The organism is Rhodococcus sp. W8901, assembly GCF_013348805.1.
In the GTDB taxonomy this organism is placed as follows: Bacteria; Actinomycetota; Actinomycetes; order Mycobacteriales; family Mycobacteriaceae; genus Prescottella.
Window position 1 is genome coordinate 5,477,127 of record NZ_CP054690.1, and the last position, 14,049, is coordinate 5,491,175.

Consider the following 14,049-nt stretch of genomic DNA (forward strand, 5'->3'; position numbering starts at 1 on the left):
GCCCTACCCGGCGGGCCGGGGTGCCGGGGTGGTGGTGGTGGTCGGCGTCGGCTTGGTCGTGGTGGCGACCGTCGAGGACGTGGATGCGGCAGCGTCCGGGGAAGCGGCCGGCGACGGCGTCGGCGTCGTGGCGACCTCGGTCGACGAAGCCACGGCCGGCGACGTGGCGGGGACCGTCGTCTCCGTGGCGCTCTGCGCCGCGGACTCGGAGGGAACCGCGGACTCCGACGGGGAAGCGGTCGGAGTCTGCGGCACCGCTGAACCCGTCGGCTCGGCCGACGATTCTGTGGTGGTGGCCGCCAGCTCGGTGAGGGCGTCGGCCAGTTCGGTCGCGGTCGGCTTCGCCGCCGGGTCGACCGGCTTTCCGTTCTGCGCCTGCTTGGCCAGGTACGTCAGCCACGCGGCGGCGTACTCGGCGGACGTCAACGGCTTGCCGTTCGCGCCGTCGGCGTCGCGCCAGTAGTCGAAGTGGTGGCCGATGTCCGGGGCCAGGGTCATCTGGTACGGATCACTCAGGATCACCGGGATGGTGTTCTGGTTCGTCACGATCAGCCCGACGATCTCCTTGAACACCTTCTGCGGCAGGTACGCCAGCGGCGACATCTCGTCGGTGGAGATCGAGCTGACGTCCTTCGGGGTCTGCGTCGTCGACTCGCCCGGCACGTAGTCGGGGTCCGACACCTTCAGCAGGACGTCCAGGAAGGTCTCGTCGCTCCGCATCCAGTTCGGCTGCGACTGGATGTTCAGGAAGGCGTCGTATCCGATGCGGCCCAGAACGACTGCGATGTCCTGACCGGTGGCCGGCGTGAGGCCCTCGCCTTCGAGCCGATCGACGTTGATCTGCCTGCCCACGTTGACCACGAGCTGCAACAGCGAGATGTTCTGGGGTGCAGCGCAAGTAAAGTCGCCGTCGGAGCAGAAGGACGCGACCTTGCCGCCCAGCGCACCGAAGTCGTCGTCGCCGGTGTTCGGGAGGACACCCTGACCCGGCACCGGGGTCTTGCCGTTCTGGTACTTCGTGTCGAAGCCGTCCGGGTTGCCGAACGGGTTCTTCGCACCGGGGAACGGGCCCTGCCCCGCCCCGCGGCCCGCATCGGCGAAGATGACGACGCCGACGACGTTGGACGGGTCGACGATCCCGTAGCCCTGGTCGGCGTCGGGTTCCTGGTGACCGATGTTCATCGCGACCCGGCGAGCGACGTCGGCGCCCTCGCTGTATCCGACGATCGAGAACTTGGTGTCGGGGCACGACACGCGGATGGCCCGCATCACCGATTCGGTGTTCGCCACACCGGCGGCGACGGCGTCGTCGTAGCTGGCCATGTTCGCGGGATAGGCGATGTACAGCGCGGCGTACGCGTCGCGATCCACGACGCCGTTCGGCGCGTTGATGACCTGGTCGATCCGTCCACTGCTGTAGTCGTCCGACAGGGCCGCGGGGAGCTCGTTTCCGTCGGGATCGACCAGCATCTTCGTGGTGCCCGCCACCGGGGTGTCGCTGCGGCCGGCGATCGAGACGGTCACCATGTCGCGGCACTCCGTCGTCGACGCCGTGAGCTGGGTGTCCACCGTGCTCGGTGGCGGGGACGACAACGCCCACGTGAGCGCGACGACGACCGCCACACCCAGCGCCGCCGGCGTCGTCACCCGCGCAGCCATTCGATGTCGCGCAAAGAATCCGCGAATTGTCATGTCAACTCCCCTATCCCGACCTCACCAAGACACATGCAGGTCGACCCCCCCGAACCGCACGTCACGTCATGACAGACGTCGGTCTCCGGGGCGGAGACGTTACAGCGCGGACCGGCCGCCACCCGACCGCCCGGTCACCAGGATCGGATTTACCGCGGTTCGGTCGGTTGGCTACCTTTGTCTCGATCGCCTCGGCAGCGAGGCCGAGGCGGCGTCCGGGGGAGGGACACAGCCATGCACGGCGCAACCAGGAATCCGAGTGCTCGTCGACCGTTCCCGCGAGGGGGCCCGACGACGGCTGCCCTCGCCTTCCTCGCGCTGGCGGCCGCGGTGCTCTTGTTCAGCCTGGTCGACCCGAGGGAGCCCATGATCGGCATCCTGGCCGGCGGCGCCGACCTGGATGTCTACCGCGACGGTGCGCGGCACGTCATGGAGGGTCTGCCGCTCTACACCGAACCGGTGATCCACGGCCTGCTCTACACCTACACGCCGTTCTCGACGCTGATGTTCATCCCGTTCGGGTTCCTTCCGGGCGGCATTGACAAGTACATCTGGATGGGCGCCAACGTGCTCCTGCTGGTGGCGATCGTCGCGTTGTGCTGGCGGATGCTGGGATACCTCGTCACCCGCCGCGTCATCGCCGTCTCGGCACTGCTGGCGGTGGCCTGCGCGTTCCTCGAACCGGTCCGCACGACCCTGTTCTACGGCCAGATCAACCTGGTCCTGATGGCACTGGTGCTGTGGGACGTCTCGCGCGGCGAGAACAGCAAGCTCAAGGGCGTCGGTGTCGGTATCGCCGCCGGGATCAAGCTGACGCCGGCGTACTTCGTCCTCTACTACCTGGTGCTGCGCCGGTGGCGGGCCGCAGCGGTCGCGGCGGCCACCTTCGTCGTGACCTTCGTCGGAAGCTGGGTCGTGCTCCCGAAGGACTCGTGGCAGTACTGGACCGAGACGTTCTTCGATTCCACGCGCATCGCGGACGACTCGCATCCCGCCAACCAGTCGTTGCGCGGCGCGATCACGCGCCTGGCCGGGGGACCGGTGCCCACGTGGGTGTGGCTGCTGTGCGCCGCGGCCGTCGTCGCCGTCAGCATGTGGGTGGTGGTCCGACTCCACCGCGGCGGCGAGCGTCTCCTCGCGGTCACCGTCGCCGGACTGACCGCGGCGGTGGTCTCCCCGTTCACCTGGAGCCACCACTGGGTGTGGTTCGTGCCGCTGATGGTCTACCTCGTGCACCGGGCCCTGACGAACGCGTGGTGGTGGGCGAGCGTGATCGCGCTGTTCGGTATCGCCGGATCGTGGGCCTACCGCTTCCCCGACGACACCGTGGTCGTCGGGCTGTACCTGTTCCCGCCCAACTGGATCGCCTGGGACATCGTCGTGAACCTGTACGTGCTGATCTACGCGGCCGTCCTGATCGGCGCGGCGGTCGTCGCGTTCCGCGGCAGTGCCCCGACCCCGCCGGATCGCACGCTTGCCGAGACGCCGACGCCGGACATCACGACGAACTCGCCTGATCCCGAGCCGGTTTCGTAGCAGCGAGCCCAGCGCTCAGCCGTCGAGGGTGATCACCTTCCCGAGCTTCGTGAGATCGGCGGGCTCACCGCTCGTGCCGCTGTCCATACCTTCGCCGGTCTGCGCATCGACGATCAGCATCAACACCCCAGTCACCGTCGGGGGCAGATCGACACCGCTCGGACGGTGCTGCCAGGCTGTCGAGAACGTGCCGTGGGCCTGGATCATGTAAGCGGCTGTATCGTCGAAGCCTTCGGCACCGACGAGTCCGTTGGCCGCGGATCTGGTCGTCAGGACGGCCTCGATTCGCGTCGGATCGTTCTCGCCGAGTCGTGAGGCGGCACCGGTGGCGATCGCGCGCAGTTGATCGTCACTGATCGTCGTCCGCGCCTGTGCGGTCGACGGCGGAGCCAGGGACGTGGACAAAGTTGCGACAGCCGACGAGTCGGCGCTGCAGCCTGCCAGCACCAGGGCCGACACGGCAGCCGTTGCGATCGACAGTGTGCGTCTGAGGCGGTGCCTTCGATCGGTACGCATGGGGACGAGCGTATCGGCACTGCAAGGGAGTCTGGACAAATTGAGAAGAAGGCATTCTCGATGACTGACCGCTGATCCGCTCACTCATGTCGGCCGGGAAGCGCCGCCGCCTTGTCCAGCAGGATCTTTCGCTCGCGCTGGTTGCCGGTCAGTTCGGCGGCCGCCTCGAACTCGATGCGCGCCTCCCGGTTCCGGCCGAGCCTGGCGAGGAGTTCGCCGCGCGTCGCGGGCAGCAGCCGATAGCCGGCGAGCCGCCCGCCGTCGACCAGATCGTCGATGATCCGCAGCGCCGCAGCGGGGCCCGACGCCATCGAGACCGCCGCCGCGCGATTGAGGTCGACCACGGGCGACGGTGCCAGACGACCGAGCGCCTCGTAGAGCAGCACGATCCGGTCCCAGTCGGTGTCGTCGACGGACGGCGCGACCGCGTGACACTCGGCGATCGCCGCCTGCAACGCGTAGGCGCCGCGGCCGCGTCCGATCGCGTCGGCCCGGGCGAGCGCGGCGCGTCCCCGGATGATGGCGCCGTGGTCCCACCGGCGACGATCCTGGTCGGCGAGCAGCACCGGGTCGCCGTCGGCATCGAGCCGCGCCGGGAAGCGCGCCGCCGTCAGCTCCATGAGCGCCACCAGCCCGTGCACGTCCGGCTCGTGCGGGAGGAGCTCGGCCAGAACGCGTCCGAGGCGGACGGCCTCGCGGCTGAGCTCCGGACGCATCCACTCGTCACCCGCGCTCGACGCGTGCCCCTCGTTGAACACGAGATACAGCACACCGAGGACGGCGCCGAGCCGGTCACCGAACTCGGACCGCGGCGGCACCTCGAACGGCACCTTGGCGGCGGCGAGCGTCTTCTTCGCGCGGACGATCCGCTGCTGCACGGTGGCGGTCGACGCGAGGAACGCGCGCGCGATCTCCTCGCTCGACAGGCCGCCGACGACCTTGAGGGTCAGCGCAACCTGCGCCTCCCTCGACAGCACCGGATGGCACGACACGAACAGCAGCCGGAGCACGTCGTCGTCGATCCGGTCCGGATCCCACGGCAGCTCGTCCGATGTCGCGGCGGTTTCCTCGGTCTCGAGGTTGCGTGCGATGGTGGCGACGCGGTCGTGGTAGCGCTCCTGGCGCCGCCAACCGTCGATCGCCTTGCGTTTCGCGACGGTGGTGAGCCAGGCCCCGGGGTTGGCCGGAACACCGGTCTGTGGCCACTGCGCGAGCGCGTCGACGAGGGCCTCCTGCGCGAGATCCTCGGCCAGGCCGAAATCGCCGACGGTACGAATGAGCGTGGCGACGATGCGCGCCGACTCGATGCGCCACACGGCCGCGACGGAGCGCCGCGCGGACTCGATCGGGTCCGGGCGGTGCTCCGTCGGCGTGGCGGGCATCCGGCTACGCGTTGCGGTTCTCGAGTTCCTCACGCCAGCCGTCTTCCTTCTGGATCCACTCGTTGTCCTGCGGGAAGTCCTCGGGCCCGGTCACCCGGCGCACCTCGATCTTCGCCCCCGGGCCCAGCGGAACCCGCTTGGCCCACTCGGCCGCCTCCTCCTTGGACGCAACCTCGAGGATCCAGAACCCGTTGAACAGTTCCTTGGTCTCCCCGTAGGGACCGTCGGTGACGAGCGGTGTGTCGCCGGAGAAGTCGACGACGAACCCCTCCTCGGCGTCGGACAGGCCCTCCCCGGCCAGCAGCACGCCCGCCTTCATCAGGGCCTCGTTGAACTTGCCCATCTGCTCGATGACCTGCTCGAACGGGACTTCCTTGTATGCCTCGACAGCCTCGTCGGTGGCGCGCATGATCAGCATGTACTTCATCGGTTCGCTCCTTCGTCGGGGTCGCGTTTCGACCCTCTCATCCAGGACGTCGAACGGGAAGACGCCAGATCGACAAGGTCCGCGAATCAATTTTCGGAAGGCTGTTCGGCGAGCGTGACGTACATCAGCTCGGCGCGAAGCCGCCGACATCCATCGAGATCCAGATCATTGCCAAGAACCCACCGAAGCCCATGAAAGACAAGGCCAGCGACACCGCGAAGGGCCGCGCGAGCCGCCACACCCACAGCGCCGCGACGCATGCGAACACCAGGAGCGGCGGCACGAGCCACGTCACCCAGTACATCGCGGTCGGCCCGGGTTCACCCGGACGTCGTTGGTTCGTCGGCACCGGCGACAGTTCGGGGACGTCGAGCGCATGCTGCAGCGCGACCACCGCCGGGCCGAGGCAGAAGAACGCCACACACGCCCCCACCAGCAGGCCCAACGGGACACCGATCCCGAACGCGAGATCCCAGGCCGTATGCGGTTCGGATCGCTCCTCGTCATCGGCGGCGGGGCCGGTGCGGGGTTGCTCTCGCCCGTCGGACATGTAGGCAGTGTTCCACCGTCGATCGGGGTTCGTTACCGATCCGAAGGATCGGACGGGCTACCCGCGCGCGATCCGGAACCCGACGTCGTCGATGCGGTACGTGGGGTGGCTGCGCCGACGCACCGACGCCCGGCAACTCCAGTGCGCGTCCGCCCACCCGCCGCCGCGCAGCACCCGATAGCTGCCGTACACCTCCGGATCGTAGAGATCCCAGCACCACTCCCAGACGTTGCCGAGCATGTCGTGCAGACCCCATCCGTTCGGCAGCTTTCCGCACACGTCGTGCGGGCGCCCGTCGGAGTTGTCGCCGTACCAGGCGATCTCGCCCAGCTGCCCGTACCGCGGTCCGCTCGTTCCGGCCCGGCAGGCGCGCTCCCATTCGGCCTCGGTCGGCAGCCGATAGCCGTCGGACCCGGCGTCCCACCCGACGTGGTCGCCGGCGACCCGGTAGGCGGCGGTGAGGCCGGCGCGCGCGGAAAGCTTGTTGCAGAACAGGATCGCGTCGAACCACGACACGCCCTCCACCGGGCGACGGGGATTCCGCGACGCGCCCGGCCACTCGCCGGTGACGTCGGCGTACTCGGCCTGTGTCACCGCGCCGACCCCGATCGCGAAGCCCCCCACCTCGACACACCAACTGCTACTCGTCCGCCGATCCGACAGTGTCACCTGGCCTGCCGGTACCGCGGCCAGCTCGGGAAAAGCTAACGGCTCCATGGTTGATCGACACTACCGATTTCCTTCGACCTCAGGTCGGACTACCGTGCGCACGATCGACCGATTGGGACCGCCACCACGATCGTCGAGCCGACCCCGTCGGGCGACAGATTGGCAATGGCACGGAACTGCGCTAAAGTGCTCTGCCATGTATGTCCAGCCAGCCAAGAAGGCCCGTGAGCGGCTGCATGCGGGCTTGGTCTGGATCGAGAGAGGCTAGGCTCCTCCTCCGCCGCCTACAGGTTCGGCTTCCGTCCACGGGTTCAGCTTCGTGGACGTGATATTCCGCGAATCTATCGTTCACATCAGGATCAATCCCGATGTGCCATCTCTTTCATCGACTACACGCGCAGTTTTCGAGTCGGGCCCGAGGCCATTTCCATTCGGGTCGGCCGGATTCGCAGTTTCGGACTCGAAACGATGCCTGTGAAGTCGATCCGCTCTGTCTAATTTCTGATTACTGGGAGAACACTTGTGATTACCGCTTCCGACCTCGAAGTTCGTGCCGGTGTGCGGACCCTGTTGTCTGCCCCGGGTTCGGCGTTGCGTGTGCAGGCCGGGGACCGGATCGGTCTGGTGGGGCGCAACGGTGCCGGGAAGACGACCACCCTGCGCATCCTGGCCGGTGAGGGCGAACCCTACGCGGGCGCGGTGATCCGCAGCGGCGAGTTGGGGTACCTGCCGCAGGACCCGAAGGAGGGCAACCTCGACGTCCTCGCGAAGGACCGGGTGCTGTCGGCGCGGGGTCTCGACGAGATCATGCGCAAGATGGAGAAGCAGCAGACCATCATGGCCGAGGCCGTCGACGACGCGGTCCGTGACAAGGCCGTGCGCAAGTACGGCTCGCTCGAGGACCGGTTCTCCGCCCTCGGCGGGTATGTCGCCGAGTCCGAGGCGGCCCGGATCTGCAACAGCCTGGGCCTGGCCGATCGGGTCCTCGAGCAGCCGCTGAAGACCCTCTCCGGTGGTCAGCGTCGCCGGGTGGAGCTGGCGCGGATCCTGTTCGCGGCCTCGGACGGTTCGGGCGGCAAGTCGAACACCACGCTGCTGCTCGACGAGCCCACCAACCACCTCGACGCCGACTCGATCACGTGGTTGCGCGGGTTCCTGCAGAACCACGACGGCGGCCTGATCGTGATCAGTCACGACGTGGACCTGCTCAACGACGTCGTGAACCGGGTGTGGTTCCTCGACGCCGTGCGCGGCGAGGCCGACATCTACAACATGGGCTGGAAGAAGTACCTCGACGCCCGCGCCACCGACGAGCAGCGCCGCCGACGCGAACGCGCCAACGCCGAGAAGAAGGCCGGTGCGCTGCGTGCCCAGGCCGCCAAGCTCGGCGCGAAGGCGACCAAGGCGACCGCCGCACAGAACATGGCCAAGCGCGCCGACAAGCTGATCAACGATCTCGACGACGTCCGGGTCGCCGACAGGGTCGCCCACATCCGGTTCCCCGAGCCCGCCCCCTGCGGCAAGACCCCGCTCATGGCCGAGAACCTGACCAAGGTCTACGGGTCGCTGGAGATCTTCACCGGTGTCGACCTCGCGATCGACCGCGGCTCCCGCGTGGTGATCCTCGGACTCAACGGTACGGGCAAGACGACGCTGCTGCGGCTGCTCGGCGGTGTGGAGACCCCCGACCTCGGCGAGCTGGTGCCCGGGCACGGCCTGAAGATCGGTTACTTCGCGCAGGAACACGACACCCTCGACGACGACGCCAGCGTGTGGGAGAACATCCGGCACGCCGCCCCCGACGCCGGGGAGCAGGACCTACGCGGTCTGCTGGGGGCGTTCATGTTCACCGGCCCGCAGCTCGAGCAGCCGGCGGGCACCCTGTCCGGTGGTGAGAAGACGCGTCTGGCGCTGGCCGGGCTGGTGTCGTCGGCGGCGAACGTGCTGCTGCTCGACGAGCCGACCAACAACCTCGACCCGATCTCGCGCGAGCAGGTCCTCGACGCGCTCCGCAGCTACACCGGCGCCGTCGTCCTGGTCACCCACGATCCGGGCGCCGCCGAGGCGCTCAACCCGGAGCGGGTCATCCTGCTGCCCGACGGCACCGAGGACCACTGGTCCCCGGAGTACCTCGACCTGATCCAGCTCGCCTGATCCGCAACGAAGGATCGATCCGGAAGGGCTGTACGCCAGGCAATTTGGATCATGTCGGTGGCAGGCCCACGACAAAGTCGTGGGCCTCGCGCGCGGCATGACGCCATGTGGTCAGAGTGCCGTCGAGGTCGTCGTCGTCGACCGGGAAGGCCACCCATTCCTTCATGGTTCGTTTGCCCATCGTGACTTCCTGAGCGGCCCCCGCGCGGAGGATCTCCTCGGCGCGGGGGCGCGGGAGCTTGACGATCAGGCGACGGTCGCGGCCGAGGAACGCGAAGATCTTGCCGTCGACTCGCAGGCCCGGGCTGCGGAACATCGTGCCGAACTCGACGGCGGGTTCGCGGAGGAAGTCGGCAGCAAGCTCGTCGAGGAGTGCGCGTGCCGGGTCGGCGGGATCAGTTTCGTCACGCATGCCGCTCTCCTGCAGGGTGGTTCGGAAACAGGACCCGGTGTCGACGACGGCGAACTGGTGCGGCCGATGTGGATCCGTCTCAGCTGCTGCTACCGAAGACACCGGAGGGTGGGTCGACCGGGTAGGCCGCGACGTTCATGATCACCGAGCCTTCACACGGGCCACTCTCGATGTCGGTACGCCACGAACCGGTCAGCGTGCCGTCTCGTTGCGGGGTGTAGATCGCCACCGAGGACGCCGGCGCCCACACCTTGGGCACGCCCTCGCCCTGCCAGCAGTCCCATTGCCAGTCGTAGTGATGAACCCAACTTGTCCCGTCCCAGGTGTACTGCGGGGGTTGGGGCAGTGTCGGATTGGCGGGCGTGGGCCCGTCGGTCACGGTGGCCACGCAGGTTCCGCCCGAACAACTCGTCTCGAACGTGTAGGTATCGGCGAAGTCGGGCTCCCATTGCCGCGCCGCCAGACTCGTCCCGGTCTTCGTCGCGGCGAAGCGCTTCACCGAGTAATCACCGGACCAGGACGGCTGCGCCGCGCCCGCAGACGAGGCGCCTGCGGGCGCGGCCCCGACAACCAGCCAGGTAGCGATCAACGCAACTGCCAGCAGTGCTTTTCGCATAGGCGAATCGAAACACGCCGGCCGGCCGCGTGGTCACCGAACGCCGAATTGTCCGGCGCCGTGGTCAGGCGCCGACGTACTCCGCCAGGTGCTTGCCGGTGAGGGTGGACCGGTCGGCGACGAGGTCGGCGGGCGTGCCCTCGAAGACGATCCGGCCGCCGTCGTGCCCCGCGCCGGGACCGAGATCGATGATCCAGTCGGCGTGTGCCATCACCGCCTGGTGGTGCTCGATGACGATGACCGACTTGCCCGAGTCGACGAGGCGGTCCAGCAGGCCGAGCAGGTTTTCGACGTCGGCGAGGTGCAGGCCGGTGGTGGGCTCGTCGAGGACGTAGACGTCGCCCTTCTCACCCATGTGGGTGGCGAGCTTGAGTCGCTGCCGTTCGCCGCCGGACAGTGTGGTGAGCGGCTGACCGATCTTGACGTAGCCGAGCCCGACATCCGCCAACCGCGCCAGGATCTTGTGGGCCGCAGGAAGTTTCGCGTCACCGGAGCCGAAGAACTCCTCGGCCTGGGCGACGGACATCGTGAGCACCTCGCTGATGTCCTTGCCGCCGAACTTGTAGTCCAGCACCTCGGCCTGGAACCGCTTGCCCTCGCACACCTCGCACGGGGTGGAGACGCCGGCCATCATCGCCAGGTCGGAGTACACGACGCCGGCGCCGTTGCAGTTGGGGCAGGCGCCCTCGGAGTTGGCGCTGAACAGGCCGGGCTTGACGCCGTTGACCTTCGCGAACGCCTTGCGGATCGGGTCGAGCAGGCCGGTGTAGGTGGCGGGGTTGCTGCGGCGGGAACCCTTGATCGCCCCCTGGTCGATCGACACCACACCGTCGCGCTTGGCCACCGAGCCGCCGATCAGCGAACTCTTGCCCGAACCGGCGACGCCCGTCACCACGACGAGCACGCCCAACGGGATGTCGACGTCGACGTCGCGCAGATTGTGGGTGCCGGCACCGCGCACCTCCAGCGCGCCCGACGACTTCCGCACCGACGGCTTCACCGACGCGCGGTCGTCGAGGTGCTTGCCGGTGAGCGTGCCGCTCGAGCGCAGTTCGTCCACGGTGCCCTCGAACACCACCTCGCCGCCCTCGGTGCCGGCGCGGGGGCCGAGATCGACGACGTGGTCGGCGATCGCGATCGCCTCCGGCTTGTGCTCGACGACCAGGACGGTGTTGCCCTTGTCGCGCAGCTGCAGCAGCAGGTCGTTCATCCGCGCGATGTCGTGCGGGTGCAGGCCGATGGTGGGCTCGTCGAAGACGTACGTGACGTCGGTGAGCGACGACCCGAGGTGGCGGATCAGCTTGGTGCGCTGCGCCTCTCCGCCGGACAGCGTGCCCGCCGGGCGGTCGAGGCTGAGATAGCCGAGTCCGATCTCGACGAACGAGTCGAGCGTCTCGCCCAACGACTTCAACAGCGGCGCCGCCGACGGCGCGTCCAGCCCGCGCACCCATTCGGCGAGATCGCTGATCTGCATGGCGCAGACGTCGGCGATGCTGACCCCGTCGATCTTCGACGAGCGCGCCTCCTCACTCAGCCGCGTGCCCTCGCAGTCGGGGCACGTCTGGAAGGTGATCGCGCGATCCACGAACGCGCGGATGTGCGGCTGCATCGCCTCGCGGTCCTTGGACAGGAACGACTTCTGGATCTTCGGGATCAGACCCTCGTACGTGACGTTGACGCCCTCGACATTGACCTTGGTCGGCTCCTTATAGAGGAGGTCGTTCAACTGCTTCTTGGTGAACTTGGCGATCGGCTTGTCGGGGTCGAAGAATCCGCAGCCGCGGAAGATGCGGCCGTACCAGCCGTCCATGCTGTAGCCGGGGATCGTCAGCGCACCCTCGTTGAGCGACTTCCCGTCGTCGTACAGAGCCGTCAGGTCGAAGTCCGAGACCTTGCCCATGCCCTCGCAGCGCGGGCACATGCCACCGGTGACGCTGAAGGCGCGACGCTCCTTGACGGTCCGGCCGGCCTTCTCCACGGTGATCGCCCCGGCACCGCTGACGGAGGCGACGTTGAACGAGAATGCTTGCGGCGAGCCGATGTACGGCTTTCCGACCCGGCTGAACAGGATGCGCAGCATCGCATTGGCGTCGGTCGCGGTGCCGACGGTGGAGCGCGGGTTGGCGCCCATCCGCTCCTGATCGACGATGATCGCCGTCGTCAGCCCGTCGAGCACGTCGACGTCCGGCCGCGCCAGAGTCGGCATGAAACCCTGCACGAAGGCGCTGTACGTCTCGTTGATCATCCGCTGCGACTCGGCGGCGATGGTGGAGAACACCAGCGAACTCTTGCCGGAGCCCGAGACACCGGTGAACACCGTCAGCCGCCGCTTCGGCAGTTCGACGCTGATGTCCTTGAGGTTGTTCTCGCGCGCGCCGTGCACGCGGATCAGATCGTGGCGGTCGGCGGCGTGAAGCTCAGGCGACTGCTGGTCCGTCGTCGTGGCCGTGCTCATCGTCTCTCCCTCTGTGTCGGGCCGCCGTCGCGGCCACCGTGCCTGCGTCCGACCGACCGCGGCGTCATGCGGACGTGGTCTCCCACTCGAACCCGTCCGGGTCGGTGAAGGGTGCGGCTTCGCTACCGACGACGATACGGTGCGATCCGGTCCCGTCCGGGGAGACGCCGGCGTCCTTCGCGAGCGCGCGGCGCCCGTAGAGCGCCAGCTTGACCTGCGAATCCGGTGCCGCGAACTCGACGTACTTGCGTCCGAAGCTCTTCGCCACCTCCAGCCCGCGGTCGACGTAGAACTGTCTGCTCGCCTTGACGTCCTCGACACCGAGCAGCAGCACGACGTCGTCGATCTGCCGGGTGGCGGGGCCGGTGTTCTTCTTCGACGACGTCGCCACCTTCCAGATCGCGCCGTCCGGGGCCTGCACGACGCCGCCGTAGCCCCAGAAGCCCTTCTTGGCGGGCTTCAGCGTGGTGGCGCCGCCGTCGAGGGCGGCCCCCACGAACGCGTCGACGATGTTCGGCTGCGACACCACGAGCGAGAGGGTGTAGCCGCGGAACCCGGCCGTCGGCGCCTCCGCCGCGCGGACGCCCACGCGATCGCCGACGCCGAAGGCGGCGTAGAACGCCTCGGCGGCCGTGGGGTCGGGTACTTCCAGGATGAGGGACGCGATGGTGGTCGGTGACTTGGAAGTGGTCATGTCAACGCACCTCGTTGATTCGGAGCAGGTTGCCCGCGGGGTCCCGGACGGCGCAGTCCCGGATGCCGTACGGCTGGTCGATCGGCTCCTGGACGATGTCGGCGCCACCGGCCTCGAGCTTCGCGAAGGTTGCGTCGAGGTCGGGGGTGGCCAGGGTCAGGATTGCGTACGTCCCCTTCGCCATCATCTCGGTGATGGTGCGGCGCTCGTCGTCGGTGATGCCGGGATCGGCGGCCGGGGGATGCAGGACGAGGGACGTGCCGGGCTGATCCGGGTGGCCGACGGTGATCCAGTACATCCCGTTGTAGCCGACCTCCTTTCGGACCTCGAATCCGAGCAGGTCGCGGTAGAAGGCCAATGAGGCCTCGTGGTCGGTGTGCGGCAGGAAGGCTGAGTGAATGGTGATGTCCATGGCAGTCACGCTAAATGCGGTGCGCGGGTCGGCGCTTCTCGATTCCTGATCGGTCTGGTCACCTGCTTCGTGACGCACGACGGCATCTCCTCGGCCGAGCGCGCCTGATCCCGGTAGACGCTGGGCGGGACACCGACCAGCTCGGTGAATCGGGTGCTGAAGGTGCCCAGCGACGAGCAGCCGACCGCGAAACAGACCTCGGTGACGCTGAGGTCGCCACGGCGCAGCAGTGCCATCGCGCGCTCGATGCGTCGCGTCATCAGATAGGCGTACGGCGACTCGCCGTACGCGAGGCGGAACTGCCGGCTCAGATGACCGGCCGAGACGTTCACGCCGCGGGCGAGCGCCTCGACGTCCAGCGGTTGCGCGTACTCCCGATCCATCCGGTCGCGAACACGGCGCAGCAACGCGAGGTCACGCAGGCGCTGCGCTTCGTCAGGTCTGCTGGTCACCTGCGCGATCGTCCCGCGTCGTACCGGAGTTGTCCAGCGCTGCGGGCCGCCGACCCGCTCCTCGAGCCCACGAATTTGCGGT

General features: G+C 68.2%; 14 protein-coding genes. 2 read left to right on the top strand and 12 right to left on the bottom strand.

Annotated elements, in window-relative coordinates; translation table 11 throughout:
- Window positions 1-3 precede the first annotated feature (3 nt).
- Window positions 4-1,692 carry a cutinase family protein gene (locus tag HUN07_RS25515; protein WP_174913993.1) on the bottom strand — a complete coding sequence of 563 codons (1,689 nt, stop codon included), beginning with the start codon at window positions 1,690-1,692 and terminating at the stop codon, window positions 4-6.
- A gap of 234 nt (window positions 1,693-1,926) precedes the next feature.
- Here HUN07_RS25515 and HUN07_RS25520 point away from each other — a divergent pair, with 234 nt between their 5' ends.
- Complete coding sequence (locus HUN07_RS25520) at window positions 1,927-3,228, top strand: glycosyltransferase 87 family protein (RefSeq protein ID WP_174913995.1); 1,302 nt, start codon at window positions 1,927-1,929, stop codon at window positions 3,226-3,228.
- Window positions 3,229-3,243: 15 nt separating this feature from the next.
- On the opposite strand, the gene HUN07_RS25525 is transcribed toward HUN07_RS25520, so the two are convergent.
- The 5 genes from HUN07_RS25525 to HUN07_RS25545 all read right to left on the bottom strand — a co-directional run bounded on the left by HUN07_RS25525 (window position 3,244) and on the right by HUN07_RS25545 (window position 6,796).
- A complete protein-coding gene (locus HUN07_RS25525) occupies window positions 3,244-3,744 on the bottom strand; it encodes a hypothetical protein (RefSeq protein ID WP_174913997.1) in 501 nt (166 codons plus the stop codon).
- Window positions 3,745-3,824: 80 nt separating this feature from the next.
- Complete coding sequence (locus HUN07_RS25530; RefSeq protein ID WP_174915015.1) at window positions 3,825-5,126, bottom strand: RNA polymerase sigma factor; 1,302 nt, start codon at window positions 5,124-5,126, stop codon at window positions 3,825-3,827.
- A 4-nt stretch (window positions 5,127-5,130) separates the two neighbouring features.
- A complete protein-coding gene (locus tag HUN07_RS25535) occupies window positions 5,131-5,553 on the bottom strand; it encodes a YciI family protein (RefSeq protein ID WP_114724515.1) in 423 nt (140 codons plus the stop codon).
- A 124-nt stretch (window positions 5,554-5,677) separates the two neighbouring features.
- Window positions 5,678-6,103, bottom strand: coding sequence for a hypothetical protein (locus HUN07_RS25540; protein ID WP_174913999.1), 426 nt, complete (start codon window positions 6,101-6,103; stop codon window positions 5,678-5,680).
- 57 nt (window positions 6,104-6,160) lie between these two features.
- A complete protein-coding gene (locus HUN07_RS25545) occupies window positions 6,161-6,796 on the bottom strand; it encodes a formylglycine-generating enzyme family protein (RefSeq protein WP_174915017.1) in 636 nt (211 codons plus the stop codon).
- A gap of 498 nt (window positions 6,797-7,294) precedes the next feature.
- On the opposite strand from HUN07_RS25545, the gene HUN07_RS25550 reads away from it, so the two are divergent.
- Window positions 7,295-8,926 (top strand): ABC-F family ATP-binding cassette domain-containing protein, encoded by a 1,632-nt coding sequence (locus tag HUN07_RS25550; RefSeq protein ID WP_174914001.1) that lies wholly within the window; start codon window positions 7,295-7,297, stop codon window positions 8,924-8,926.
- Between the two features lie 49 nt (window positions 8,927-8,975).
- Here the strand turns inward: HUN07_RS25550 and HUN07_RS25555 are convergent, their stop codons facing one another.
- From HUN07_RS25555 to HUN07_RS25580, 6 genes are all read right to left on the bottom strand, one after another.
- Window positions 8,976-9,338 carry a hypothetical protein gene (locus HUN07_RS25555; RefSeq protein ID WP_174914003.1) on the bottom strand — a complete coding sequence of 121 codons (363 nt, stop codon included), beginning with the start codon at window positions 9,336-9,338 and terminating at the stop codon, window positions 8,976-8,978.
- Window positions 9,339-9,417: 79 nt separating this feature from the next.
- On the bottom strand, window positions 9,418-9,954 hold the full coding sequence (locus tag HUN07_RS25560; protein ID WP_174914005.1) for a hypothetical protein: 537 nt from the start codon (window positions 9,952-9,954) through the stop codon (window positions 9,418-9,420).
- A gap of 64 nt (window positions 9,955-10,018) precedes the next feature.
- Window positions 10,019-12,409 carry an ATP-binding cassette domain-containing protein gene (locus tag HUN07_RS25565; RefSeq protein WP_174914007.1) on the bottom strand — a complete coding sequence of 797 codons (2,391 nt, stop codon included), beginning with the start codon at window positions 12,407-12,409 and terminating at the stop codon, window positions 10,019-10,021.
- Between the two features lie 64 nt (window positions 12,410-12,473).
- The gene (locus tag HUN07_RS25570; protein WP_114724372.1) at window positions 12,474-13,103 is read right to left on the bottom strand and encodes a glyoxalase; all 630 of its coding nucleotides are present in this window, start codon (window positions 13,101-13,103) and stop codon (window positions 12,474-12,476) included.
- 1 nt (window position 13,104) lies between these two features.
- Window positions 13,105-13,515, bottom strand: a complete 411-nt coding sequence (locus HUN07_RS25575; RefSeq protein WP_217487163.1) for a VOC family protein — start codon at window positions 13,513-13,515, stop codon at window positions 13,105-13,107.
- 5 nt (window positions 13,516-13,520) lie between these two features.
- Window positions 13,521-13,967: a helix-turn-helix transcriptional regulator gene (locus HUN07_RS25580; protein ID WP_114724374.1), complete on the bottom strand. Its 447-nt coding sequence runs from the start codon at window positions 13,965-13,967 to the stop codon at window positions 13,521-13,523.
- Window positions 13,968-14,049 lie beyond the last annotated feature (82 nt).